General features: G+C 61.2%; 23 protein-coding genes and 1 pseudogene. 12 read left to right on the forward strand and 12 right to left on the reverse strand.

Annotated elements, in window-relative coordinates; genetic code table 11:
• Positions 1-6: 6 nt before the first annotated feature.
• Complete coding sequence (locus JNB71_RS10960) at positions 7-1,419, reverse strand: DHA2 family efflux MFS transporter permease subunit (protein ID WP_220371820.1); 1,413 nt, start codon at positions 1,417-1,419, stop codon at positions 7-9.
• A gap of 584 nt (positions 1,420-2,003) precedes the next feature.
• On the opposite strand from JNB71_RS10960, the gene guaB reads away from it, so the two are divergent.
• Entirely contained in the window at positions 2,004-3,500 is a 1,497-nt protein-coding gene (guaB, locus tag JNB71_RS10965) for an IMP dehydrogenase (protein ID WP_220371821.1), read from the forward strand.
• Positions 3,501-3,568: 68 nt separating this feature from the next.
• Here the strand turns inward: guaB and JNB71_RS10970 are convergent, their stop codons facing one another.
• Complete coding sequence (locus JNB71_RS10970) at positions 3,569-4,831, reverse strand: low temperature requirement protein A (protein WP_223215814.1); 1,263 nt, start codon at positions 4,829-4,831, stop codon at positions 3,569-3,571.
• A 161-nt stretch (positions 4,832-4,992) separates the two neighbouring features.
• Here JNB71_RS10970 and JNB71_RS10975 point away from each other — a divergent pair, with 161 nt between their 5' ends.
• The 6 genes and pseudogenes from JNB71_RS10975 (at position 4,993) to JNB71_RS10995 (ending at position 9,449) form a co-directional block, all read left to right on the forward strand.
• Positions 4,993-5,412, forward strand: a complete 420-nt coding sequence (locus JNB71_RS10975) for an MAPEG family protein (protein ID WP_220371822.1) — start codon at positions 4,993-4,995, stop codon at positions 5,410-5,412.
• Positions 5,413-5,634: 222 nt separating this feature from the next.
• Entirely contained in the window at positions 5,635-6,765 is a 1,131-nt protein-coding gene (locus JNB71_RS10980) for a DUF3734 domain-containing protein (protein ID WP_220371823.1), read from the forward strand.
• Positions 6,762-7,502 carry an acetoacetate decarboxylase gene (locus JNB71_RS10985; protein ID WP_220371824.1) on the forward strand — a complete coding sequence of 247 codons (741 nt, stop codon included), beginning with the start codon at positions 6,762-6,764 and terminating at the stop codon, positions 7,500-7,502. The genes JNB71_RS10980 and JNB71_RS10985 overlap by 4 nt, the downstream gene beginning before the upstream one ends.
• 12 nt (positions 7,503-7,514) lie before the next feature.
• Entirely contained in the window at positions 7,515-8,297 is a 783-nt protein-coding gene (locus tag JNB71_RS10990) for a 3-hydroxybutyrate dehydrogenase (protein ID WP_220371825.1), read from the forward strand.
• Positions 8,298-8,351: 54 nt separating this feature from the next.
• A pseudogene (locus JNB71_RS24425) lies at positions 8,352-8,465 on the forward strand (zinc-dependent alcohol dehydrogenase); the annotation flags it as partial.
• 108 nt (positions 8,466-8,573) lie between these two features.
• Positions 8,574-9,449, forward strand: a complete 876-nt coding sequence (locus JNB71_RS10995) for a dienelactone hydrolase family protein (RefSeq protein WP_220371826.1) — start codon at positions 8,574-8,576, stop codon at positions 9,447-9,449.
• A 330-nt stretch (positions 9,450-9,779) separates the two neighbouring features.
• Here JNB71_RS10995 and JNB71_RS11000 read toward each other — a convergent pair whose 3' ends face one another.
• Positions 9,780-10,730 carry a LysR substrate-binding domain-containing protein gene (locus JNB71_RS11000; RefSeq protein WP_037133086.1) on the reverse strand — a complete coding sequence of 317 codons (951 nt, stop codon included), beginning with the start codon at positions 10,728-10,730 and terminating at the stop codon, positions 9,780-9,782.
• 226 nt (positions 10,731-10,956) lie between these two features.
• On the opposite strand from JNB71_RS11000, the gene JNB71_RS11005 reads away from it, so the two are divergent.
• Complete coding sequence (locus JNB71_RS11005; RefSeq protein WP_220371827.1) at positions 10,957-11,250, forward strand: DUF1127 domain-containing protein; 294 nt, start codon at positions 10,957-10,959, stop codon at positions 11,248-11,250.
• A gap of 240 nt (positions 11,251-11,490) precedes the next feature.
• On the opposite strand, the gene JNB71_RS11010 is transcribed toward JNB71_RS11005, so the two are convergent.
• Positions 11,491-12,321 carry a DUF937 domain-containing protein gene (locus tag JNB71_RS11010; RefSeq protein ID WP_220371828.1) on the reverse strand — a complete coding sequence of 277 codons (831 nt, stop codon included), beginning with the start codon at positions 12,319-12,321 and terminating at the stop codon, positions 11,491-11,493.
• A gap of 151 nt (positions 12,322-12,472) precedes the next feature.
• Between JNB71_RS11010 and JNB71_RS11015 the strand changes: the two genes are divergently transcribed.
• Positions 12,473-12,802, forward strand: a complete 330-nt coding sequence (locus JNB71_RS11015) for a GNAT family N-acetyltransferase (RefSeq protein ID WP_346657251.1) — start codon at positions 12,473-12,475, stop codon at positions 12,800-12,802.
• A gap of 4 nt (positions 12,803-12,806) precedes the next feature.
• Here the strand turns inward: JNB71_RS11015 and JNB71_RS11020 are convergent, their stop codons facing one another.
• From JNB71_RS11020 to JNB71_RS11040, 5 genes are all read right to left on the reverse strand, one after another.
• A complete protein-coding gene (locus JNB71_RS11020) occupies positions 12,807-14,180 on the reverse strand; it encodes a glutamate--cysteine ligase (protein WP_220371829.1) in 1,374 nt (457 codons plus the stop codon).
• 146 nt (positions 14,181-14,326) lie between these two features.
• Complete coding sequence (locus JNB71_RS11025) at positions 14,327-15,064, reverse strand: 16S rRNA (uracil(1498)-N(3))-methyltransferase (protein ID WP_220371830.1); 738 nt, start codon at positions 15,062-15,064, stop codon at positions 14,327-14,329.
• An 11-nt stretch (positions 15,065-15,075) separates the two neighbouring features.
• On the reverse strand, positions 15,076-16,581 hold the full coding sequence (locus tag JNB71_RS11030; RefSeq protein ID WP_220371831.1) for an inorganic phosphate transporter: 1,506 nt from the start codon (positions 16,579-16,581) through the stop codon (positions 15,076-15,078).
• 92 nt (positions 16,582-16,673) lie between these two features.
• On the reverse strand, positions 16,674-17,180 hold the full coding sequence (locus JNB71_RS11035) for an NUDIX hydrolase (RefSeq protein WP_220371832.1): 507 nt from the start codon (positions 17,178-17,180) through the stop codon (positions 16,674-16,676).
• 241 nt (positions 17,181-17,421) lie between these two features.
• Complete coding sequence (locus tag JNB71_RS11040) at positions 17,422-18,264, reverse strand: FCD domain-containing protein (RefSeq protein WP_220371833.1); 843 nt, start codon at positions 18,262-18,264, stop codon at positions 17,422-17,424.
• A gap of 175 nt (positions 18,265-18,439) precedes the next feature.
• Between JNB71_RS11040 and JNB71_RS11045 the strand changes: the two genes are divergently transcribed.
• Complete coding sequence (locus tag JNB71_RS11045) at positions 18,440-19,717, forward strand: DUF3422 family protein (protein ID WP_220371834.1); 1,278 nt, start codon at positions 18,440-18,442, stop codon at positions 19,715-19,717.
• A 4-nt stretch (positions 19,718-19,721) separates the two neighbouring features.
• Here JNB71_RS11045 and JNB71_RS11050 read toward each other — a convergent pair whose 3' ends face one another.
• The 3 genes from JNB71_RS11050 to JNB71_RS11060 are packed head-to-tail and all read right to left on the reverse strand — an operon-like array spanning position 19,722 to position 21,246.
• On the reverse strand, positions 19,722-20,060 hold the full coding sequence (locus JNB71_RS11050) for a type II toxin-antitoxin system HicB family antitoxin (RefSeq protein WP_220371835.1): 339 nt from the start codon (positions 20,058-20,060) through the stop codon (positions 19,722-19,724).
• Entirely contained in the window at positions 20,044-20,310 is a 267-nt protein-coding gene (locus JNB71_RS11055; protein ID WP_220371836.1) for a type II toxin-antitoxin system HicA family toxin, read from the reverse strand. Before JNB71_RS11055 ends, JNB71_RS11050 begins: the two co-directional genes overlap by 17 nt.
• Before the next feature lie 39 nt (positions 20,311-20,349).
• Complete coding sequence (locus JNB71_RS11060) at positions 20,350-21,246, reverse strand: LysR family transcriptional regulator (protein ID WP_220371837.1); 897 nt, start codon at positions 21,244-21,246, stop codon at positions 20,350-20,352.
• A gap of 113 nt (positions 21,247-21,359) precedes the next feature.
• Between JNB71_RS11060 and JNB71_RS11065 the strand changes: the two genes are divergently transcribed.
• Together JNB71_RS11065 and glcE are read left to right on the forward strand one after the other, a co-directional pair.
• Positions 21,360-22,799, forward strand: coding sequence for an FAD-linked oxidase C-terminal domain-containing protein (locus JNB71_RS11065; RefSeq protein WP_220371838.1), 1,440 nt, complete (start codon positions 21,360-21,362; stop codon positions 22,797-22,799).
• Entirely contained in the window at positions 22,796-24,001 is a 1,206-nt protein-coding gene (glcE, locus tag JNB71_RS11070; protein ID WP_220371839.1) for a glycolate oxidase subunit GlcE, read from the forward strand. Before JNB71_RS11065 ends, glcE begins: the two co-directional genes overlap by 4 nt.
• Positions 24,002-24,136 lie beyond the last annotated feature (135 nt).

The raw sequence follows: 24,136 nt of genomic DNA on the forward strand, positions 1-24,136 counted from the left end.
TCACCGCTATTTGACGGCAATCGTTTCCGTTTCCGGCTCCTGGTGCCTCCGGTGGCCGGAGACGGAGGCGCCGGCCGTCTTCGACATGCCGATCAGCGGGATGACTGCCGAAAGCGTAATGGCCGAGATCAGCATGAAGGCGATCTGGAAATCCCTCAGTTCCAGGGTCGATCCGGTCAGCGTCGTCTCGATTTCGAGGATGGCTCCGGCGACGGCGACGCCGAAGGCAAGGCTCATCTGCTGCAAGACCGCGCTCATCGCGGTCGCTTTGCTGGCATCGGAATCTGGAATGTCGGCAAAGGAAAGCGCGTTGACGCTGGTGAAGAAGAACGAGCGCGCAAAGCCGCCCATGAGCAGGATGAACGCCATCACGGGGTAGGGCATCGCCGGGGTAAAGAGCCCGTTGATGAAGGTCAGCACCGTGCCGGTGACGCAGGCGACGATCAGCGTTGTCCGAAAACCGGCGAAGATCAGCACGCGCCTGGCAAAAAATTTCGTCGTCAGCGCGCCGATGGCGCCGACGAAGGTGATCATGCCGGATTGGAACGGTGTCAGGCCGAAGCCGACCTGCAGCATCAGCGGCATCAGGAAAGGCACCGCGCCGACCGAGATGCGAAACAGTGTCCCGCCGATCGCCGCGGCGCGGAAGGCGCTGTCCTTGAACAGGTTGAGGTCGAGCAGCGGCGCCGGATGCCGCCGCGCGTGGCGGACATAGAGAAAGCCGCAAGCAAGGCCGACGACAGCGGCCGCGGCACCGATCTGCGGCGGCAGCGCCGACAGGCTCATCACGGAAAGGCCGAACATGGTGCCGGCGGCGGCAATCGCACTGAGAAAGAAGCCCTTGATGTCGATCGGCGGCGGTGCGGCGCTGTTGATTGCCGGCAGGTAGATGCCCGACAGGATGTAGCCTGCGACGCCGACCGGTACGTTGATGAGAAAGATCCAGTGCCAGGAAAAATAGGTGGTGATGAAACCGCCGAGCGGCGGTCCCGCCAGCGGGCCGACCAGGGCCGGGATTGTCAGCAGCGCCATGGCGCCGACCAGTTCGCTGCGCCGGGTGCTGCGAACCAGGACGAGGCGCGCGACCGGCGTCATCATCGCCCCGCCCATGCCCTGCAGGAAGCGTGCGAGAACGAAGGCAAGGAGGCTGCCGGCGAAGGCACAGAAGATCGAACCGAGGATGAAGACGAGGATGGCCGCGCGAAACACCCGCTTTGCGCCGAACCGGTCGGCCATCCAGCCGCTCAAGGGAATGAAGATCGCCAGCGACACCATGTAGGAGGTCAGCGCGAGCTTCAGCGTGATCGGACCGACGCCGAGGTCATGGGCGATCGCGGGCAGCGAGGTCGCAATGACGGTGGAGTCCATCTGCTCCATGAACAGAGCGACGGCGAGGATCATCGGAACGATGCGATTCATGCAAGCGGCCTTGGATGGGTACGGCTGAGCGGTCGGAACATAGTCGCTTTCGCGCAAAAATCCCGTTGCCGCGCTCAACTTGCGATCACATCCGTGTGAGGCCGTCCCACTTCCTCTGTCAAGACCCTAGATGTTGCCTTGCCGAATGGAGGCTGCGGCGCCCCAGTTCCGGTAACTGAGGGAGACCATTCATGACCACATCGATTTCCTTGAGCCGCCGCACGCTGTTTGGCGCCGCAGCAGCAGGTGCATTGGCACGCCTTTTGTGAGAAACAGGGCCGCCTTTGGGCAGAGCGAACCGAAAGCAGAGGGAATGACATCACTGGCGGTCGGTTTCATCGAAAGAATCGGCCAGGGCTATCGCTTCGTGCCGGAGACCTACCAGTTCGAAATCAGATGCGCCTGCGATCACGCATTGCACGAAAATCTTGGCAGGCCCGGCGTTTTCGCCGGGCCTTTGGACTTTCCATCCCGTCATATCCGTGTTACGAGCCCTCGCCAACTTCCAAGAAACTCTTGCAAGTCTTTCCGGACCGTTTCCCAAGACCGTCCGCGGAGCGTTTCATCTATTGAAGGGATTGGCCATGGCTCGCATCATTGAAACGGCAACCGGTCTGGAGGCACTGACCTTCGACGACGTGCTCCTTCAACCTGGACATTCCGAGGTGATGCCGGGGCAGACGAACATCGCCACTCGCATCGCCCAGGACATCGACCTCAACCTTCCGATCCTGTCGTCTGCCATGGATACCGTCACCGAAGGCCGTCTGGCGATCGCCATGGCGCAGGCGGGCGGCATCGGCGTCATCCACCGCAATCTGACGCCGGTCGAGCAGGCCGAACAGGTTCGTCAGGTCAAGAAGTTCGAAAGCGGCATGGTCGTCAACCCGGTCACCATCGGCCCCGATGCCACGCTTGCCGATGCGCTCGCCCTGATGAAGACGTACTCGATCTCCGGCATCCCGGTCGTTGAGAATGCAAGCGGCGGCAAGCCCGGTCGTCTCGTTGGCATCCTCACCAACCGCGACGTCCGCTTCGCGTCGGATCCGGCGCAGAAGATCTATGAACTGATGACCCGGGAAAATCTCATCACGGTCAAGGAAAACGTCGACCAGCAGGAGGCCAAGCGCCTTCTGCATGCGCATCGCATCGAAAAGCTGCTCGTCGTCGACGGCGGCGGGCGTTGCGTCGGCCTGATCACCGTCAAGGACATCGAGAAGTCGCAACTCAATCCGAATGCTTCAAAGGACGCGCAGGGCCGCCTGCGTGCCGCAGCCGCCATCAGCGTCGGAGACGATGGTGTCGAACGGGCCGAGCGGCTGATCGAAGCCGGTGTCGACCTGATCGTTGTCGACACGGCGCACGGCCATTCCCAGCGGGTTCTCGATGCGGTGACCAAGGTCAAGACGATGTCGAATTCGGTGCGCATCATGGCCGGCAACGTCGCCACCGCCGATGGTACCAAGGCGCTCATCGATGCCGGCGCTGATGCGGTCAAGGTCGGTATCGGCCCTGGCTCGATCTGCACCACGCGCATCGTCGCCGGTGTCGGCGTACCGCAACTCGCGGCCATCATGGCAGCGGTCGAAGCGGCGCAGGCGTCGGGTATTCCGGTCATTGCCGATGGCGGCATCAAGTTCTCCGGCGATCTGGCCAAGGCCATCGCCGCCGGCGCATCCGCCTGCATGATCGGCTCGCTGCTCGCCGGTACCGACGAAAGCCCGGGCGAGGTGTTCCTCTATCAGGGCCGCTCGTTCAAGGCCTATCGCGGCATGGGGTCGGTCGGCGCCATGGCGCGCGGCTCGGCGGACCGTTATTTCCAGGCGGAAGTGCGCGACACGCTGAAGCTCGTGCCGGAAGGCATCGAAGGTCAGGTGCCCTACAAGGGCCCGGTCTCCGGCGTGCTGCACCAGCTTGCCGGCGGCCTCAAGGCCTCGATGGGCTATGTCGGCGGCAAGACGATCAAGGACTTCCAGGAGCGAGCCACCTTCGTGCGCATCTCCGGTGCAGGGCTGCGCGAAAGCCATGCCCATGACGTGACGATCACGCGCGAAAGCCCGAACTATCCGGGCGCGGCTTGAGAATAGCCTGAGGCGCTACAAGACTTGGAAAGCGGCGGAGATGTCTTCGCCGCTTTTTCTTTAGACTATCAGGATTCGAGCACTTGCCGGAGAGCCTTGGTACCATAGTGATGTCCCTTGATTTCGTAGCCGGCCACGGGAACCATCGGGGCAAGCATCAGAATGATGAGGCAGAAGGCCATGCCGATGCCAACGGCCGCACCGATGACGGCAAGGACGACAATCGCGGCCGTTCCGGCCATTAGCAGGAGATAGAAGCTCTCCATGCTGCGCAGCAGATATACATAGAGAGCGAAGATCAGCGCGACATAGGCAAAGACGGGAACGGCAACCGTGAGCACCGTAGCAACGGCACCGATATGCGCCTTGTGTTCGATATAATAGGCGGCGACATGTAGCCCCGCTCCGGTCGCGGCGATGGCCGCGAAGACCAGGATGTGGCCATAACCCCAGACGAGAGACCTTTGCCGGTGGTGATGAAGCACCTGTCCGGACGGCAGCAGAAAGTATAGCCACCACATGCCGAAGGTAAGGCCTGTGCCGGCAACGCAGATGAGGATCGCGTCGATGCTCCAGCCCTGCGCCTCGACAATGGCAGAGATCAAAGCGACCGTGCCGACGACGCCTTCGCCAAGCGCGATCATCGCCAGCAGGCCATGGCGCTCGGCTATATGATGCGCATGCCATGGCGTGCCGCCGGCCTTGCGCTCGGCGAGCACCGGACCCGTCAACTCGACCAGAATGAGCGCGCCGGAGCACATCATTGTCGGAAGCAGCGGCATGTTGATGAAGATCAGGGCGATCCAGCCGATCTGCGCCACGAAAATCGTCGATGCATAGGCGAAGCAGGCTGCCCGCCCCTCCGGATATTGCCGGGCGGCGCGCAGCCATTGGAAGATCATCGCCACGCGCATGACGACATAGCCAAGCACCATGATGCCGTTATCGACATATGCTCCGTGGTCGAGCGACGCGAACAAGCGCGGCAGGCTGAGGGCAAGGATGAGCACGCCGACCATCTGCACCATGGTCGTTACGCGATAGATCCAGTCGTCCGTGTCGAACGCCGAGGCGAACCAGGAAAAATTCACCCAGGCCCAGCAGGTGGCGAACATCGCGAAGCTGAAGCCCAGAAGCCCGGCAGCGTAGTGTCCCTCGGCAAGCAGGTGGGCAAGTTGCGATGCGGCCAGCCCAAAGGCGATGACGAAGGTGAGGTCGAACAGAAGCTCCAGCGGCGTTGCGACCCGATGATGCTCGTGCGGATCGCGCCCGCTCATCGAGGACAGGTGATGGGTGGGCAGGGGGCTGGTCGGCGTGTGCTGTTCGGACATGCGATGCTTTCTGCTATGGCCTCGGCAGGCCGGGGTTTCGAACCTTCGTCATTCGCAAAAGAAGTGTCAAGCAAGGCGCTTGAGACGGCGGCGATCCGTCCTCATATGGACTTCCGGCTGGCTAGCTGTACATATCGATGGCTCAATTCGACGGAGTGCCCATGCCCACATCGACTGCGATCTTCTGGCCGGTCATCGCACAGGTCGCGCTCATCCATGCCGTCTATTTCCTGATGCTGAAGCGCCGGATGCGGGCCGTCCGCGCCGGCCTGGCCCGGGCGCAGGATTACTGGGTGCCGGCGATCGAACCAGCCCCGAGCGCCACGGCCGCGCGCAGCCTGATCAACCAGTTCGAACTGCCGGTGCTGTTCTTCCTTGTCTGCATCCTGCTTTATCTGACCGCCGGCGTGAACCATGCAGTTCTTGCCCTTGCCTGGCTCTTTGTCCTCAGCCGCTTTGCCCACGCCTATGTGCATGTGACGTCGAACCGGCTAAAGCTGCGCCAGCGTTTCTTCGTCACCGGCTTCGTCTTGAATGCCGTGCTCTGGGTATTGTTCGCGGCGCATATCGCCGGCGTTTGATCCTTGGCCTGTCAAATTCTGTTGCATTGCGTGCACCCGGAAGCTGCACTATCATCCGCCACGAACAGCGCGCAACCAAAACCACAAGTCTTTGAATTGAATTGAGCATTTTCCCTCTCAGCGCTTTTCCGCATTACGAAAACTTAATCTGTGAAACGGAACGAGACATCCCGCCCGGGCGTTGCCTGTTCGCAATCGCAGCATTCCAGAGGTAAGTATCCGGTGAGCACCATTCCGACAGAAAAAACCGTGCTGGTATTTCAGGGCGGCGGCGCTCTCGGCGCCTATCAGGCCGGCGCGTACGAGGCGCTGCACGAGGCCGGTATCCGGCCCGATTGGCTTGCCGGCATCTCGATCGGTTCAATCAATTCGGCGATCATTGCCGGAAGCCCGGTCAACCGCCGTGTCGACAATCTGCGCACCTTCTGGCATCGCGTTTCCTCCGGTCTTTCCGGCCATTTTCTCGGAAACGGCGATGTGATGCGCAAGTGGTTCAACGAATCCTCCGCCTTTTTGGGCTCGCTGACCGGCGTTCCCGGTTTCTTCAAGCCGCGCGCTTTCACGCCCTGGAATATTCCGGGCGATCCGCTGGCGGCCATCAGCCTCTACGACACGGCACCGCTTGCGGAAACGCTTGCCGAACTCGTCGATTTCGACCTGATCAATTCCGGCGCCATCCGTCTCAGCCTCGGTGCCGTCGATGTCGTGAGCGGCAACTTCAACTATTTCGACAATAATCACTGCGCCTTTTCGGCGAAGCACATAGCAGCCTCCGGCGCCTTGCCTCCGGGGTTCGCGCCGGTCGAAATCGACGGCCGGTATTATTGGGACGGCGGCATCGTTTCCAACACGCCGTTGCAGCGGATTCTTTCAGGCCCTGAGCTGGAAAGCGATCTCTGCATCTTCCAGGTCGACCTGTTCAGCGCCAGGGGCCAGTTGCCGAAGGATCTGTTCGACGTTCAGGCGCGCGAGAAGGAAATCCGCTATTCTAGCCGCACGCGCTTGAACACCGACCAGTTCCGCAAGCTGCAAGGCATCCGCATGGCTGCCAAGCGGCTGATGGAAAAGCTGCCGGACGAACTGAAGGACGATCCCGATGCGCAGTTCCTGGAAAGGATCGGCAATGATTGCGCCGTCACGTTGGTGCACCTGATTTATCGCCACGCCGCCTATGAAAGCCAGTCCAAGGACTACGAGTTTTCCCGCCTGTCGGTGGAGGAGCACTGGAAGGCCGGGCATGACGATGTGGTCGAGACGCTGAACCACCCGGATTGGCAGAAACGCACTCGCCCAAGAAATGGAATCCGTGTCTTTGACCTTGCCGAACAACGGCAGCGCAGGAGCAAACCATGAAGATCGAAGATGTGGTCCGCAATGCCTTCGCGATGCCGCTGACCAGCCCGTCCTATCCGCCGGGGCCCTACCGCTTCGTCAATCGCGAATACATGATCATTACCTACCGCACCGATCCGCAGGCTCTGCGCCGCGTAGTGCCGGAGCCGCTGCAATTCGATGAGCCGCTGGTGAAATACGAGTTCATCCGCATGCCCGATTCGACCGGATTCGGCGACTACACCGAGTCCGGCCAGGTCATCCCGGTCACGTATCAGGGTGTGCATGGCGGCTATGTCCACTCCATGTACCTCAACGACGACGCGCCGATCGCCGGCGGCCGCGAGATCTGGGGTTTTCCGAAGAAACTCGCCGAACCCTCGCTGGCATCGGTCAAGGATGCACTGGTCGGCACGCTCGACTATGGCGGCCAGCGGGTGGCCACGGCGACGATGGGCTTCAAGCACCGCACGCTCGACGCGGCGAAGGTTCTGGAGACGCTGAAGCAGCCGAATTTCATGCTGAAGATCATGCCGCATGTCGATTGCACGCCGCGCATCTGCGAGCTGGTTCGATACTATCTCGAAGACGTGACAGTGAAGGGCGCATGGGAAGGGCCGGGCGCGCTGGCGCTGTTTCCGCATGCGCTGGCGCCGGTTGCCGATCTGCCGGTGCTTGAAGTCAGATCCGCCGTCCATATTCTTTCGGACCTGACGCTGGGACTCGGCGAAGTGGTCCATGATTATCTTGCAAAATAGGGAGTTAAGTCCATGAAGCTCAAAGACAAGGTCTGCATCGTCACCGGCTCTGCCAGCGGCATCGGCCTGGCGATCGCCAAAAAATACGTGTCGGAAGGCGCCAAGGTCGTCATCGCCGATCTGAAGCTCGAGGCGGCCGAGGCGACGGCGAAAGATCTGACGGCGGCAGGACCGGGCGAGGCGATCGGCCTTGCGATGGACGTGACCAGCGAGGAAGCCGTCAATTCCGGCGTCGCTGCGGTCGTCGAAAGATGGGGCAGGGTGGATGTGCTGGTTTCCAATGCCGGCATCCAGATCGTCAACAAGATCGAGGACTATGCATTTTCCGACTGGAAGAAGATGCTTGCCATCCATCTCGACGGCGCCTTCCTCACCACCAAGGCCTGCATTCCGCACATGAAGGCGCAGAAGGGCGGCGCGATCATCTATATGGGCTCGGTGCATTCGCACGAGGCTTCGCCGCTGAAGTCGGCATATGTCACGGCCAAGCACGGCCTGCTCGGTCTTGCCCGCGTGGTCGCCAAGGAAGGCGGACCGGACGGCGTGCGCGCCAATGTCATCTGCCCCGGCTTCGTCAAGACGCCCCTCGTCGAGAAGCAGATCCCGGAACAGGCCCAGAGGCTCGGGATGTCCGAGGAGGAGGTCGTCAAGAAGATGATGCTCGGCGGCACCGTCGATACGCAATTCACCACGGTCGATGACGTGGCAGAAGTCGCGCTTCTGTTTGCCGGTTTCGAGACCAATGCGCTGACCGGCCAGTCGCTCGTCGTCAGCCACGGCTGGTACATGCAGTAAGACCAGCGGGCCGGAAGCGCGGGCCCTGCCACGCTTCCGGTTTGTCGCGGTTCTGAAGGAAAGATTGCGGCTCATTTCAGCTGGGATAAGCTCGAAAATATAGACGCTATCTTCGAACACATGGAAAAGGGCGCGATCGACGGGCGTATCGTCCTAAATCTGAGCTAGTCTCTTGCCGCGGTCAATCACTTTCGCGTCAATCCACTCCCCATGACCTTGACCCCTGAACAGATGACACAGTTTTCTTGTCATCGGTTCAACCATGAGGAGGACATCATGGAAACGCCCGTCATCACCCAGGCGATGATCAACGCCTATGACGAATACACGCATCTCACCCTCGACAGACGATCGTTCATGCAGAAGCTGACGGTGCTGACAGGATCGGCGGCGAGTGCGGCCGCGATCGCGCCCTTGTTGGCCGCCAACAGCGCACAGGCGGAAATCGTTCCCGAGGCGGATCCTCGTGTGAAGGGCGAGGATATTACCTATCCGGGCACCGGCGGCGACATGAAGGGCTATCTCGTGCAGCCGGCCGATGCGTCAGGCAAGCTCCCCGCCGTCATCGTCATCCATGAGAACCGTGGGCTCAATCGGCATATCCGCGATGTCGCCCGCCGCGTGGCGCTGGAGGGTTTCGTTGCTCTCGCACCGGATTTCCTCTCGCCCGCCGGCGGCACGCCTTCGGACGAGGACAAGGCGCGCGAAATGATCAGCGCGCTGGACGGCAAGCAGACGGTCGACAATGCCGTGGCAAGCGTGGCCTTCCTGCAGGGCAATGACACAACGACCGGAAAGGTGGGGGCGATCGGCTTCTGCTGGGGCGGCGGCATTGTCAACAAGCTGGCCGTTGCGTCGCCCGATCTGAAGGCCGGTGTCGCCTATTACGGTGCCCAGCCGCCGGCCGAGGACGTGCCGAAGATCAAGGCCGCGCTGCTCTTGCACTATGCCGGGCTGGACGAGCGCACCAATGCGGGCATCGAAGCCTACAAGAAGACCCTGACCGACAGCGGCAAGGATTTCACGATCCACATCTACGACGGCGTCAATCATGCCTTCAACAACGACACCTCGGCTGCCCGCTATGACAAGAAAGCTGCCGATCTCGCCTGGGGCCGGACGGTCGAGTTTTTGAAGGCGAAGCTGGCCTGACGGGTTGCAGGCCTCCCCCCGGCGCTCTTGTAGTCGAATCCGGGTTTTGAAAGGCTGTTGCTCAGCTTGGTGGAAGGCCCAATCAAGCAGGGCGGTTAAGGCCACTGCCGGGATGGAATGATTTGCCCAAAAATGGTCAGCGGCGCCATCTTTGGTGACGCTTCGGATTGGAGTATATGATCCACGTCAACCCTTGGTGGCGTGGCTAAATGACCAACCTATATTGCATCAGGCATTTTACGGCCGCTGTTTAGGGCCGGATATCAATATTGGGGAATACAAAGCGGCCGCGCTTCGAAAGAAGCGCGGCGCTTTTGGTTGTAGCGTTGCTTACCAGCCCGGGAGCATATGGCTCTGGCGCAGCCGCGGGTAGCGCGGGAAGTTCTTCATGTCGCCATCCAGATCATCGGTTGCTGTCGTCGGTGTGATGTTGTCGAGACAGGCGGTGATGTGATTGGTGATCGCATTCGACAGCGACGGTGACAGGCCGGGCCGCTTCATGATGCCGATCTGTACCGGCGCCAGCGCCGGGAAGCCGTCGGCCTGGGTCAGCACTTTCATGCCGGTGCGCAGCGCCGATTCCGGCAGTACCGATACCGCCATGCCGGCGAGCACCGCCGCCGCGACGACGGTCGACGACCAACTGGTGAACAGGATGTTGTATTCCTTGCCGGTCGCATCAAGCGCCGAGCAGGCGGCCTGCCGCCACAGGCAATCGCGTTTGCCCACGGCGAGCGGCACCGGCGCGTTTTCCGGCAGCGGGTGGTTGATGGAGCTTACCCAGCAGAGCGGCTCGGTGCGCACCACATCCGAGGCGCGGGCGCGCGGGTTGTGCGTGACGAGCGCGATATCGAGATCCCCCTTGGCCATCTTCTCGGCTAGGTCCACCGAGGGCTCGCAGACGATGAAGAGTTCGACGTTCGGATGGGTCTTGGCGAAGCGGACGATGATCTCCGGCATGTAGCGGTCGGCGTAGTCGTCGGGCGTGCCGATCCGCAGAGTCCCTTCCAGCCGGTTATCGTCGAACGAGGCGATCGCCTCGTTGTTGAGACGAATCATCCGCCGCGCGAAGTTCAGGAGGCGATCGCCCTCCGTCGTCAGCCGGTTGCCGCGGCCGTCCTTCGCAAAGAGCTGCTTACCAATGCGTTCCTCCAGCCGGCGCATCTGCATCGAGACGGCAGACTGGGTCTTGAAGACCCGGTCGGCCGCCTTGGTGAAGCTGCCGGTATCCGCAATGGCAACAAAAGTCTGAAGCTGGTCGATATCGAGTGGTGCGGACATGTCCACGCTCCCAAAAGTTACTCATAAAATTGTTTGATGAATATCATTAGAAACATTCGTTGGACTGATCAATAAGGATTTGCGAATCTGACCCTGCAAACGACATCAATCACCGCTTCGGCGCGCATGTGGCGGCGCTGAACCATCATCAAGTTTCGACCCTCCCCCGCGCCGACCTCCCTGCGGCGGGACGGGTCGCTTCGTGCCTGAAAAAAGGAGCATTATCATGCGCACGACCGATCACACTCTCGACCTAACCCTCACCGGGAAGCTGTCCGCGACGTCCCGCCAGACGGGGCTGACGGGCGTGTTGAAATCGGTATGGCGCCTTCTGCGAAACCGAAAAGCGATCGGCAGCCTGAGCGACCTCGATGATCATCAGTTGCTCGATATGGGGCTCTGCCGGGAAGAAGTGCACGAGGCGCTGACCTCGTCGTTTTTCGACGAGCCCGGCCGTTACCTGACGCAGGCGTCGCGCAATCGGACGAACACGTTTTACAGGAACGCGCGTCTCGATTGACGGATGCATTCGCGGCGGAATTCCTGAGTGACAGGTCAGGGCTTCCTCGGCAGTTGAAAGTTTTGTTGCGCGCCTCAGACGTTGAACGACGGTCCGCGCGACAGGAACGCGCAGCCGCCTCTGTGCGTTACCGTTCCCCGCAGGGTTAGAGCCAATTGCCCTGCTGCTTGCCCGGTGTGCGGTCCCCAAGGCCGGCACCGGGCTTTTTTGTTTGAGGTTCTGACGGCCAACACCGCTCGATCAGGCGGAGGTGTTTTTCCGATATTGGTCGAACAGACTGTCGATGCTCTTCTGATATTCCTTCTGCGCCTCGATGCCGCTGTCGAACATCGTATTGAACATCTCGGTAAAGGGCGCCGTCGGATCCTTGTCGGCCGGTTTCTTTTCCGGCTCCTTCGCCGCCGCACCACCGCCCATCATGTCCTGGAACGCCTTGATGAAGGGGTTCGCGGCGAACATGTCGGGCGCAGGCTGCTGCTTTTGTTCGGGCTTGGCCATGCCGAAGAAATTCTGCATGGCTTGCGTGAAGGGATTGTCGAAGGGATTGGGTGCCGGTTCCGGCTTCTTGGTAAAGCCGGATGCCTCCAGCCACGGTTTCATCATCGCTTCCATCGGCGTGCTGGCGAAGGGGTTCTGCGCGCCGCTCATCTGCCCGGAGGCTTGCTTGAACAGTCCGCCCATGATCGCGCTCGCCATCACCGGCAACATCTGCTTGTAGATTTCCTGTCCGATGCCGGTCATTTGGGCCGCCTGCGCGGCGATCGCACGGGACATGTCCTTGGAGCCGAAAAGCTGATCGAGAATGCCGTTGCCGTCGGCCATGCCCTGCGGCGTGAAGGCCTTGCTCATGTCCTCGAAATACGGCGCATAGTTGCCGCTCGACATGGCGGCCAGCAAGGCACCGAAGTCATAGGGATTGGCGGTATTGCGCTTGAACGCGGTCGAGAAGGCCGGCATCAGCGCGGCGGTCGCCTTGGCCATCTGTTCCTGAGCAAGCCCAAATTGCCTGGCCATCACGTCAATGGCATTGCCGTTCTGCGCCTGCATCATCATGTCAAAAAGCGGAATCATCTCCAGTCCTCTCCTGCGGGCGAAACGACGCATGTCGTTGCACTATAATGGGAAAAAGCGGTGTGGGAACGTTTTTTATTAGTCGGGACAGACGCAGGGCCAATGCAGCACGCCGGGGCGAGGCAGTCGACACTCCCAAAGCGAGCAGTTGGTGCTATTGGTAGTCGCCATTTTGAAGATCGGACAAACACATGAAGCCGCCCATCATCGAGATCATAGCGGAAAATCCCGCCCCGGCTATGGCTGGGCCTTTGTTAAATATCTGGCGATACCGGATGAGTATCGCGGCCAGGGGCTTGGCTCGCGCCTGATCCAGGAAGCCGAGACTCTCGCTCGCGCGCGGGGGTATATCGGCGTCTGGCTGGATACGTTCGAGTTCCAGGCCAGGCCCTTCTACGAAAAGCTTGGTTATCAGGTATTCGGCGAGCTCGAAGGCGGGCCGAATGCCATTCCCCGGTACTTCCTGAAGAAACGCTTCTAGCGGCTCAATACTGGTACTCGGTGAAAACCGGGTCGACCGAGCGGTTCCAGCGGCCATTGTAAAGCGAAAGCAAATCCTCGGCGAGCGTAGCCTTCTTCGCCAACACCTCATCCAGCGGCGCAAGGAAAATGCTTTCATCGACCTCGTCGCCATTCAGCCGGTTGCGGTTCTTCAGGCCGAGGCGGGAAATCGACAGCACCTCGCGGGCGATGTCGAACAGCGGCGAGCCCCTGTGCGTCGCAGCCAGCGCCTTCGCCGGCACCGCCTCGCGCATGGCGATCGTATCTTCATAGGTCCAAGAGCGCGTCAGGTCCTCGGCTGCATCGAGCGCTGCATCGTCGTAAAGCAGGCCGACCCAGAAGGCCGGCAGCGCGCAGATGCGCCGCCACGGCCCGCCGTCGGCGCCGCGCATCTCGAGGAAGCGCTTCAGCCGCACGTCGGGGAAAAGCGTCGAGAGATGATTGGTCCAGTCGCCCATATTGGGCTGCCAGTCGGCGAGTTCACCCTTCAAGGCGCCGTTCATGAACTGGCGGAAGGTGACGTGCGTACAGTCGTGGTAGCGGCCGTCGCGCACGACGAAATACATCGGCACGTCGAGCGCCCATTTGACATAATCCTCGAACCCGAAATCGGCGTTGAATGCGGCAGGCAATACGCCGGCGCGCTGGTTGTCGGTGTCGCGCCAGATACTGCCGCGCCAGGAGAGCAGTCCGTTCGGCTTGCCGTCGGTGAAAGGCGAACTGGCAAACAGCGCCGTCGACAGCGGCTGCAGCTTCAGTGACACCTGCATCTTGCGGCGCATGTCCTCTTCGGAGGAGAAGTCGAGATTCACCTGGATCGTGCAGGTGCGGTACATCATGTCCAGCCCCTGGGTGCCGACTTTCGGCATGTAGCGGCTCATGATGTCGTAGCGGGATTTTGGCATGCGCGGCGTTTCCGCGAACGTCCATTTCGGGGAACCGCCGATGCCGAGGAAACGGATACCGAGCGGCTCGGCGATCTCGCGCAGCACGGCCAAATGCTGGTTGGATTCCTTGCAGGTCTGGTGCAGGTTTTCGAGCGGCGCGCCCGAAAGCTCGAACTGGCCGCCAGGCTCCAGCGAGATCGCGCCCTGGCCGGACTGTTCGGCAAGCCCGATGATGTTGCCGGCGTCGATGATCGGCTCCCAGCCGCTCTTTTTCGCCATTCCGTTCAGAAGCGCCGAGATGCTGGCCTCGCCGAAATAGGGCACAGGGCTGTTGTCGGCCTTGAAGAATGCGAACTTCTCATGCTCGGTTCCGATGCGGAACCTGTCCTTCGGCTTGTTGCCCTGGGCGAGATATTCGGTCAGGTCTGCGATGGAACTGACCGGCGTCTGGTCGGTGGTATCTCTGGCCATGGGCGTCTTCTTTTGAACAGGCGGAACCTGCCGGACGGCAGATATCAGGAGGGTGATTGAACCGGATTGAGGTGTGGTGCAAGCAAAATTGTTTCAAGGCTGGTTCAAATTTTCAACACCTTGCCGGCACCAAAAAGACACAGTCGCTACCGCCAGTCACCAATAGAGGCCTGGATAACGGCCATGGCCGCGACCGCCGCCGTATCGGCTCGAAGGATCCGCGGCCCGAGCGGGATCGCGGTGACGAAGTCGAGGCTGCGCAGCAAGGTGCGCTCCGCATCCGAAAAGCCGCCTTCCGGGCCGATCAGCAGAGCCAGCCTCGTCTCCTTTACGGACGCAAGGATCGGCAGCGGGTCTTGTCCGGCATCTCCCTCGTCGCAGAAGATGATGCGCCGTTCCTTTGGCCAGGCCTCCAGGACATCTTCCAGCTTGCGCGGCTCAAGCACCTGCGGAATGCCGAGCACGCCGCATTGCTCGGCCGCTTCGATGACATTGGCCCGGACCCGGTCCATGCTGGTGATCTTGCCCTGGACGTGCTGCGTCATCACCGGCTGCAGCAACCCGGCGCCCATTTCGACGGCCTTCTGGACGAGATAATCGAGCCTGCCGACCTTTAGCGGCGCGAACAGGTAATGAAGGTCACAGGGAGCCGGCTGCGGCCGCGTCTGTTCGGTTGCGGTCAAGAGCAGGCGCTTCTTGCTTGGCAAGGAAAGCTCCGCCCGCCATTCGCCGTCGCGGCCGTTGAAGACGAGAACGGCATCGCCTGCTTCAAAGCGCAATACGTTGACGAGGTAGTTGAACTGTTCCTTGCTGGCTTCGTAAACGGCGCCCATGGAGAGTGGCGCGTTGACGAAAAGCCGCTGCATGCGGAAATTGGCACGCATTGTCAGATCCTTTAGATGAACAGCGCCGCGAGGATAGAGTAGACGACTGCTGAAAGCAGTGCCGAAAACGGGACAGTGATGATCCATGCTGCAACGATCGTCATGAAATGCGATCGTCGCACCAGCCGGCGCCGGTGCAACTCCTCGGGGCTGTGCGCAACACGCCGTTCGAAGTCCATGTGCCCGGTCTTCTGGCGGACATATTCAAGGCGCCGCTTGGAGTTGCGGGTAAACCATTCGCGGAAGAAACCGATCCCGAACACAGCCCCGACCGCCGTATGGGTGGTCGACACCGGCAAGCCGAGCGAGGTTGCTAGAATGACGGTGATCGCCGTCGCGAGGGCAACGCAATAGGCGCGCATCGGATTGAGCTTGGTGATCTCCTCGCCGACGACGCGGATCAGTTTCGGCCCGAACAGAAGCAGGCCGCAGGAAATACCGAATGCGCCGATCAGCATGACCCAGAGCGGAACCTCAGCCGTTTTGTAGAGGGATGCGCCGTTGACGGTTGCCACGATCGCCGAAAGCGGGCCGACTGCATTGGAAACGTCGTTGGCGCCATGAGCGAAGGACAAAAGGGCTGCCGAAAGGATCAGCGGCATGCGGAACAGCTTGCGCAGCGACTGGTTGCGGTTGTCAAGCCCTTGAGCCTGACGGACGATCCATGGCCTGGCCGCCGCTATGGTGAGAATGAATACCGCCAAGCCGATCAGGATGCCGTTGACCAGGGAGACGTCGACGACTTTTTCCAGCCCGATTACCGCAAGATAAGCGGCAAATGCACCGGTCATCGTGGCAATCAGGACGGGGGTCCAGAAGATCGCCGCATCGATCTTGTCTTCCCGGTAGATGATGAAGGTCTTGATGAAGGCAAGGAGCAGCGCCGCGATGCCGCCGCCGAGGATGGGAGAGACCATCCAGCTCGCCGTTATGCCCGCAAGCGATGCCCAGTGCACGGCGGAAAAGCCAGCCGCGGCGACACCCGCGCCGAGAATACTGCCGACGATCGAGTGGGTGGTGGAAATCGGTGCTCCGGACCAAGTGGCGATGTTGATCCACACGGCAGCCGACATCAGTGCCGCCATCATCACCCAGACGAAGGGAGGGCCCGCCGGCATCTGGGCAGCGTCGACAATGCCGGCCTCGATGGTGGACACAACGCGGCCGCCGGCAAACACGGCTCCGGTCACTTCGAAGATGGCGGCGATCACAAGCGCTGCCGTCATGGTCATCGCCCGCGACCCGACCGCTGCGCCGACATTGTTGGTGACGTCGTTGGCGCCGATATTCATCGCCATGTAGCCGGCGATCGCGGCTGCGGCAATGATGATCAGGTAGCCCGGCTGCTCGGACACATAGGCAGCGGCAAAAATCATGCTGACGATCAGGAAGAGAAGGCCAAGGCCAACGCCCGCCCAAGGCTTGAGGACATGCTGCGTGGCCTGTTCAGCCAGCGTTACCTTGTCCAGATACTCGTCGAGCGTCGGTTTTTCGAGGCGCGGGCGCGGCTTTGCCACCGTCTGTTCTCCGGTTCATGCCGCAGAGGCGCTGGAAGGCGCAGCGGGATCAGACTTAGCTCGCGTCAGGCTATCCATGTGATGTCTGGAGCTTATTGGGGCACCGCCTGCGGGAGCGGGTTCATGGTGGCAAGCAGACGCTTTTCAAAGCCCAGAATGATATCCTTGAGCATCGGCTCGGCGACGCGATTGGCGGCTTCTGAAAAGCTTACCCATTCCATCTTCCGGGCCCCCTTTTCGGGGAAATTCTTCTGCATGCTGAGGACAACCAGCGGGTAGACCTGCACCATGCATTCAACCTTCAGGCCGGAATCCATGGCTTTGTCGTATACATAAAAACCGATCCGCACTGGATCGGCGTCGCCTTTCACTCCAGCTTCTTCATAGGCCTCGCGTGCGGCGGCTTCATGACACATCTTGCCTTCCATGGGCCAACCCTTGGGGATGACCCAGCGACCCGTGTCACGGCTGGTAATGAGCAGCATTTCCGGCGCCGCGCTCTTCTTCTTGAACCGATAACATAGCGCTGCACATTGCATTCTCACCGGACGGCGGAACATCAGGCGTACATCTGCGGCTATGCGATTCAGAATGTTCAACGTCGGGGCATCCCTTCAAAAAAGAATCAATCAATCTGCAATATCGCTTGATTATGCTCGCTTTATGCGGCCTGTAAACGAGCAGATTTTATGAAACACATATCGTATTCGCGCCGCCCCTTATGGAGCGGGGCGGAGGCGCGCAAGACGCGCAACTTAGTGAGATTGCGCGACCAAAATGTGCCGTTCGCGTCCTTTTAGGGCATGTTTGCGGCATTGGCGAGATGCCCACGGAAATTATTTAGCGGTCGCTGTTATCAGGAAGGTGAACTGCAGGTGGCCTGGCCGGAGAAGCGCCGGTCTGGCCGCCCCGCTGTTGCAGCCGCAGCTGCGAAATGCGCGCCCATTCCCCCGTCCGTTCCGCCTCGCGGGTTGCCGTGATGATGAAATCGATATGGGCCTGTGCCGCCTCCCGCGCTGCCTGGGCATCACCCGCCATGATGGCCTCGTAGATGGCTTCGTGCTGGGCGAGCAGTTTGTCACCTGCGCCGGGCGCCGCGAACAGCATCTCGCGGCTGAAGAAGATGCCGCCGCTCAAGAGCCGGTAGCAGGCCCTCAGCGTATGCAGCAGGATGATGTTGTGGGCCGCTTCGCCGATGGCGCTGTGCAGTTCGACATCGGTCTTGAGCCCGCCTTCGGCCGAAGCTGCGCGATGGGCGGCGCGCATCTCTTCCATGATGCGTGTTAACATTTCCTTGTCGAAGCGGGTGGCACGCCGAGCCGCAAACGCGGCCGTCATGCCCTCCAGTTCGCGGCGATATTCGAGATAATCCTGCGTCGCCTTTTGGTGCCGGCCAATCAGTTCGATCACCGGCTTGGAAAAGATCTGGCCGATGACATCCGCCACGAAGGTGCCGCCGCCGTGATGGCTGATAAGCAGTCCGCGTGCCTCCAATTCCTTCAGCGCCTCGCGTAAAATGGGCCGGGACACGTCGAACCGGCGCGACAACTCCCTTTCGCTTGGCAGCCGCTCGTTGTCGCGCAACACGCCTTCGAGTATAAGGAGCTCGATCTGCTGGATGATTTCGGCGGATGTCCGGCTGTGAGGGATGCGGGCGTAGGCATCAATGGTATCGTCGGTCACGGCGGCTCTCCTTGGCGCCAATCTAGTCACCTGCGCCAAAGTGGTCAATTTCTCTAGCCACTTTGTGAAAATGTTCTCGGGAACAAAGTTGCAGCTGCGTCAAAGCGTCCTTTCCTTTTTGCTCCACCTGTTGATAAGACGGTTCTGATTGACGCGTGAGAGGGGAAAACGCCTCATGGGCAAGGGCAGTTTTGCATTTCCGTCGGCACCGGCCCGCGCGCAGGCGCTGGGCGAGATCCATTCGCGTCCCTATGCGCTGGTGACATCGCCGCGCGTCATCTTCCAACTCGCCTTCATGACGGACGGCGGCTCGGCCGTCGATCACGCCGTCCTGTCCGAACTGTCGCGCGCCCGCGGCGTCTCGCCCCCGAGCCGCGAAGCCAACCATCACGCCATGTCCTGGGGCCAGGGTACACTGCGCTGGGAGCGGCATACCGAATTCTCGACCTATTTCTGGGACGGCGTCATTCCCGACCGTTTCGGCGGCGAGGTGATCACCCACCCGTTTGGCGATGGTTTTTCCCCACCCGGAAACCTGATTTCCGGCATCCGCCTCGAGATCCGGCCGGACACGGAAGAAACCCGCGCAGCCATGAGCGCGTTTGACCCGACCAGTCTCTGTTACAGCGACGTCAAGAACGGCCAGGCCGTGGTGCTCACCGATTTCCGCCAGAACGGGGACGGCCTCACGCAGATCCTCGTCATCGACCGGGGCATGACGGAGGCGGGAACGGGTGCTCTGGTACAGCGACTGCTCGACATCGAGACTTACCGGACGCTCGCCATGCTCGGGCTGCCTCTGGCGCAATCGCTGTCGCCGGATATCCGCCGTATCGAAGACGGGCTGACCGGTGTCACCCAGAAGATGCGCGGCAGCGTCCGCGAAAAGGCCGATGAGATGCTTGCCGAGATCACGCTGCTCGCGGCAGAGCTGGAGGCGGGCGCTGCCCTCAGCCTCTACCGGTTCGGCGCCAGCCGCGCCTATTACGGCATCGTCCAGGAGCGTATCCGCTCCCTGACGGAAACCGGTGTGCCGGGTTACGAAACCCTCGGCACCTTTCTCGAACGGCGGCTGGCTCCGGCCATGCGCACCTGTCAGTCGGTCGAAGAACGCCAGGCCAACCTGTCGCGCAAGCTGACGCGTGCGACCGCTCTGCTCAGAAGCTGGGTCGATGTCGAACTGGAGCGTCAGAACAGTGCGCTTCTCAATTCGATGGACCGCCGTGCCAAGCTGCAGCTGCGCTTGCAGCAGACCGTCGAGGGCCTGTCGGTCGCCGCCATTTCCTATTATGTCGTCGGCCTGTTCGGCTATCTGGCAAAAGCTTTGGAAAGCGAGGGGCTGCCGGTGAAATCCAGCGTTCTCACAGGTCTCTTCGTACCCGTCGCCGTCATCTCCATGTGGCTCGTCGTCCGCTCGATCCGCAAACATCATGCAGAGGAGGATAAGGCGTAGCTTCCTATCGGTTGGTAGCTGCGTCCTCGATCACGTCCGAAACCCATTCGTTGAGGCTCTTTTGCGCTGCCTTTGCTGCGAGCACCGCCGCTTCATGGGTCTCGGGCGCTAGGCGGACGTTGAACCGGCCGGAAAACTGGCGATACGGCGATATACCTTTCTCGCGGCACATTTCTAAAAAGACCTTCAGCGAAATTGCACCTTCTTCACGCAGAGCGGAAATACTTTCCGCGTAAAAATCCGCGCCGCCGTTCAGCCCGAGAAATTCGCCGCGCAGCATGCCGATGTCGGGGTCCAGGGATACCACGGCCTTGTGGCCGTCGATTTCAATGATGTTGTTCATGGGTGATGCCTTTACTTTCAAGCCATTTGCGGATGCTCGCCACCGCGCCCTTGTCTGTGTCGGGAGACGGATGCGGTCGATGAAACACGCGAACCTCACCAAAGAGAAACACCCCGACGCGCGAGCCTTCCTGTTCGCTGATCTCGGCACCGAGAGCGATGAACAGAGCCTCGATGTCAGACCACCGGATGGAGCCGCTGATGGGACGCTCGAAAATCCGCCTGAGCGTCGTCAGGTGCCGCCTTTTCATAGAGATTAAGTACCAAACTATGGTACCAAAAGCAATGCCTTACCGCTCCCAATAGGGCTGCGGCCCGTAGAGCCCCGCCAGATAATCGATGAACAGCCTCACCTTGGCCGGCAGGAACTGGCGGCTGGGGTAGAGGGCGGAGACGAAGAGATTGCTGGAGCCCTCCCAGGCAGGCAAGACCTGCAGCAGCCTGCCGGACTTCAGGTCACCACCGATATCCCAGGTCGAGCGCAGTGCAATGCCGGCGCCGGAGAGGACGGCTTCGCGCACGACTTCCGACGAATTGGTGATCAGCCGGCCCTGCGGCTTGTAGCTCAGCGACCCCTGCCGACTTTCCAGCTTCCAGGTGTCGTGGTTGTGCTGGCGCAGGCAGACATGCACGCCGAGATCATCGACGGTTTCCGGTATGCCGAAGCGCTCGATATAGGCGGGCGAGGCGCACAGGATGCGGCGGACCGGCACCAGTTTTCGTGCCACGAGGCTGGAATCGTCTAGTTCGCCGATGCGGATGGCCAGATCGAAACCTTCCGCGACGATGTCGGTGAACTCGTCTGACAAAACGATATTCACGACAAGTTCGGTATGCATCTCGAGGAAGTGGGCCAGATGCGGCGCGACATGCATGCGGCCGAAAGAGGTCGGCGCGGTGACACGAAGCGTTCCTTGCGGCTGGCCTGAGCGGCCGGAGGCGAAGGCCTCGGCATCCTCGACGCCGGCGAGAACGCCGAGCACGCGATCGTAGAAGCCTTGTCCCGCTTCGGTGAGCGAAATCTGCCGCGTCGTGCGCTGCAGTAGCCGCGTGCCGAGCCGGTCTTCCAGCCGCTTGATGCGCTTGGAGATGACGGCAGGCGAAAAACCGAGCGCGCGGCCGGCGGCCGACATGCTGCCGGTCGCTACGACGCGGGTGAAGACCTCGAGATCGCCCAGGTTTGTCATCAATCTTGACCATTGTTTCGAAAACGGAAAAACTGATTAACATTTGCTGCGTCTTCATGGTAGTGGTAAAGAAAAAATACCAATCTCGCATCAGGACGAACCAGGAGGCCGAAATGCCGGAGACGATCGCCTTTCTGGAGCCGAAGCAAAGCGTCCTTTCCCGCCGCGCGGCGATCATCGAAGACCTCGCGGACCTTCTGCCCCCCGATTGCCTGATCAGTGAGCGGCGCGGCCTGGTACCCTTCGAAACGGATGCCTTCATCGCCTATCGCCAGGTGCCGCTTGCCGTTGTCCTGCCGGAAACGACGGCGCAGGTGGCAGCGGTGCTGAGATATTGCAGCCGCTACGGCATTCCCGTCGTGCCGCGCGGTGCCGGCACATCGCTGTCCGGCGGCGCGATCCCGCAGGCGGATGCCGTGGTGATCGGTCTGTCGAAGATGTCGCGCATTCTCGATATCGATTTCGCCAACCGAACCGCCACGGTTCAGGCCGGTGTGACCAACCTCAATATTTCCGAAGCCGTTTCGGCCGACGGATTCTTCTACGCGCCGGACCCGAGTTCGCAGCTTGCCTGCACCATCGGCGGCAATATCGGCATGAATTCCGGCGGCGCCCACTGCCTGAAATACGGTGTGACGACCAACAACCTGCTCGGCGTAAAGATGGTGCTGTTCGACGGAACGGTGATCGAACTCGGCGGCAAGGCGCTGGATGCGCCGGGCTATGACCTGCTCGGCCTCGTCTGCGGGTCCGAAGGCCAGCTTGGCATCGTGACCGAGGCGACAGTACGGCTGATTGCCAAGCCGGAGGGCGCGCGCCCGGTGCTCTTCGGCTTCGCTTCATCGGAAGAAGCCGGTTCCTGCGTCGCCGAAGTCATCGGTTCCGGTATCATCCCGGTCGCCATCGAATTCATGGACAAGCCGGCGATAAGCATCTGCGAGGCCTTCGCGCATGCCGGCTATCCGATGGACGTCGAAGCGTTGCTGATCGTCGAGGTCGAGGGCTCGGAAGCGGAGATGGAGGCGATGCTTTCGAACATCATCGAGATCGCCCGCCGCCATGGCGTCTCGACGATCAAGGAGAGCCAGTCGGCGACAGAGGCGGCGCTGATCTGGAAGGGCCGCAAGTCGGCCTTCGGCGCCACCGGCCGCATCGCCGACTATATCTGCATGGACGGCACGGTGCCGCTCGGCCAGCTCTCCTATGTCCTGAAGAAGACCAGCGAGATCATCGACGGATACGGCCTGCGCGTTGCCAACGTCTTTCACGCCGGCGATGGCAACATGCATCCGCTCATTCTCTACAACATCAACGATCCGGAAGATGCCGCGCGCGCGGAAGCTGCGGGCAATGATATTCTCAAGCTCTGCGTCGAGGCGGGCGGCTGCCTTACCGGCGAACATGGCGTCGGCATCGAAAAACGCGACCTGATGCTGCATCAGTTCAGCACGGCCGACCTCGACCAGCAAATGGCGGCCCGCGCCGCCTTCGACCCGCAATGGATCATGAACCCGTCCAAGGTCTTTCCGCTCGAAGGACGTCCTATCGCATGATCCCCATATTCGAGCCGGAAACCGAAACGGAAGCGGCCGGTATCGTCGCCACCATCGCCCGCAATGACCTGACGCTGAAGATAGAGGGCGGCGGAACGCGCTCTGGTCTCGGCAATCCCGTGGCCGCCGACCGGCTCCTCTCGACGCGAAAACTGTCGGGGGTGGTTGCGTACAATCCAGCCGAAATGACCATGACGGCAAGGGCCGGAACGCCGGTTGTCGAGATCGAGGCCGTGATTGCTGAAAACCGCCAGATGCTGGCCTTCGAGCCGCTCGACCATCGCGGCGTCATGGCGACTGCGGGCGAACCGACGATCGGCGGTGTCTTCGCCACCAACGCCTCCGGCCCCCGCCGCCTGGTGGCGGGTGCTGCACGGGACCACCTGCTCGGCATCCGGTTCGCCAATGGCGCAGGGGAGGTCATCAAATCCGGTGGCAGGGTGATGAAGAACGTCACCGGGCTCGATCTCGTCAAATTGCTCTGTGGTTCGCACGGCACATTGGGGCTTCTGACGGAGGTGACATTCAAGGTTCTGCCGCTGCCGCCGGCCTCCGCGACGATCGTTGTGTCGGGGCTGGATGATGCTCAAGCCGCAGCCGCCATGGCGCGGGCAATGGCTTTGCCGGTCGAGGTTTCGGGTGCGGCACACCTGCCGGAAAGCGTCCGATCGCGTTTTCTCGGTGGCGGTCTTCCGGACGGGCCGGCAACTGTGCTCAGGCTCGAGGGGTTGGCCGCTTCCGTTGAACTCCGCCGCGAAAAGCTCGTTGCCGCCTTCGCATCGGTCGCGCCTGTTGCGGTTCTCGATCACGACGCGACAACATCCCTCTGGCGGCAAGTCCGCGACGTCAAACCCTATTCGGATGCCACGCAAAAGCCGCTCTGGCGTGTTTCTGTCGCCCCCTCCGCCGGCCAGCAACTGGTCGCAGCCCTTCGGCTGGAAGCCGGCGTCGATGCCTTCTACGACTGGCAGGGCGGCCTCGTCTGGCTGCGCATGGAAGCAGATGCCGAGGCAGATCTGCTGCGCCGTTACATCAAGGGTCTCGGTGGCGGACACGCGACGCTCGTGCGGGCTTCCGATGCCATTCGCGCGAAGACGCCTGCATTCGAACCCGAAGTTCCGGCAGTTGCCGCGCTGTCGGCACGATTGAAACATAAGTTCGATCCAAAGGGGATTTTCAATCCGGGGAGGATGGGTTTTTGAGTATGACACGCATCCCGAATACCCCCCTCTGTCACTTCGTGACATCTCCCCCACAAGGGGGGAGATCAGGTGCGGTGCGGGAGGTTGCCCTGACTGTCCTTTTGAAAGTGCAGCGAAATCCGTCACTCTGGTTGG

This window comes from Rhizobium herbae (assembly GCF_019511375.1).
GTDB lineage: Bacteria > Pseudomonadota > Alphaproteobacteria > Rhizobiales > Rhizobiaceae > Pararhizobium > Pararhizobium herbae_A.

Excerpts from the sequence above, each read along its gene's own strand:
- JNB71_RS11010 (WP_220371828.1), bottom strand. The coding sequence starts at position 12,321 with ATGATTCCGCTTTTTGACATGATGATGCAGGCGCAGAACGGCAATGCC.
- JNB71_RS11000 (WP_037133086.1), bottom strand. The coding sequence starts at position 10,730 with ATGTCCGCACCACTCGATATCGACCAGCTTCAGACTTTTGTTGCCATT.
- JNB71_RS11020 (WP_220371829.1), bottom strand. The coding sequence starts at position 14,180 with ATGGCCAGAGATACCACCGACCAGACGCCGGTCAGTTCCATCGCAGAC.
- JNB71_RS11060 (WP_220371837.1), bottom strand. The coding sequence starts at position 21,246 with ATGACAAACCTGGGCGATCTCGAGGTCTTCACCCGCGTCGTAGCGACC.
- JNB71_RS11055 (WP_220371836.1), bottom strand. The coding sequence starts at position 20,310 with ATGAAAAGGCGGCACCTGACGACGCTCAGGCGGATTTTCGAGCGTCCC.
- JNB71_RS10990 (WP_220371825.1), top strand. The coding sequence starts at position 7,515 with ATGAAGCTCAAAGACAAGGTCTGCATCGTCACCGGCTCTGCCAGCGGC.
- JNB71_RS10985 (WP_220371824.1), top strand. The coding sequence starts at position 6,762 with ATGAAGATCGAAGATGTGGTCCGCAATGCCTTCGCGATGCCGCTGACC.
- JNB71_RS10970 (WP_223215814.1), bottom strand. The coding sequence starts at position 4,831 with ATGTCCGAACAGCACACGCCGACCAGCCCCCTGCCCACCCATCACCTG.
- JNB71_RS11025 (WP_220371830.1), bottom strand. The coding sequence starts at position 15,064 with ATGCGTGCCAATTTCCGCATGCAGCGGCTTTTCGTCAACGCGCCACTC.
- guaB (WP_220371821.1), top strand. The coding sequence starts at position 2,004 with ATGGCTCGCATCATTGAAACGGCAACCGGTCTGGAGGCACTGACCTTC.
- JNB71_RS10975 (WP_220371822.1), top strand. The coding sequence starts at position 4,993 with ATGCCCACATCGACTGCGATCTTCTGGCCGGTCATCGCACAGGTCGCG.
- glcE (WP_220371839.1), top strand. The coding sequence starts at position 22,796 with ATGATCCCCATATTCGAGCCGGAAACCGAAACGGAAGCGGCCGGTATC.
- JNB71_RS11005 (WP_220371827.1), top strand. The coding sequence starts at position 10,957 with ATGCGCACGACCGATCACACTCTCGACCTAACCCTCACCGGGAAGCTG.
- JNB71_RS10960 (WP_220371820.1), bottom strand. The coding sequence starts at position 1,419 with ATGAATCGCATCGTTCCGATGATCCTCGCCGTCGCTCTGTTCATGGAG.
- JNB71_RS11065 (WP_220371838.1), top strand. The coding sequence starts at position 21,360 with ATGCCGGAGACGATCGCCTTTCTGGAGCCGAAGCAAAGCGTCCTTTCC.
- JNB71_RS10995 (WP_220371826.1), top strand. The coding sequence starts at position 8,574 with ATGGAAACGCCCGTCATCACCCAGGCGATGATCAACGCCTATGACGAA.
- JNB71_RS11050 (WP_220371835.1), bottom strand. The coding sequence starts at position 20,060 with ATGAACAACATCATTGAAATCGACGGCCACAAGGCCGTGGTATCCCTG.
- JNB71_RS11045 (WP_220371834.1), top strand. The coding sequence starts at position 18,440 with ATGGGCAAGGGCAGTTTTGCATTTCCGTCGGCACCGGCCCGCGCGCAG.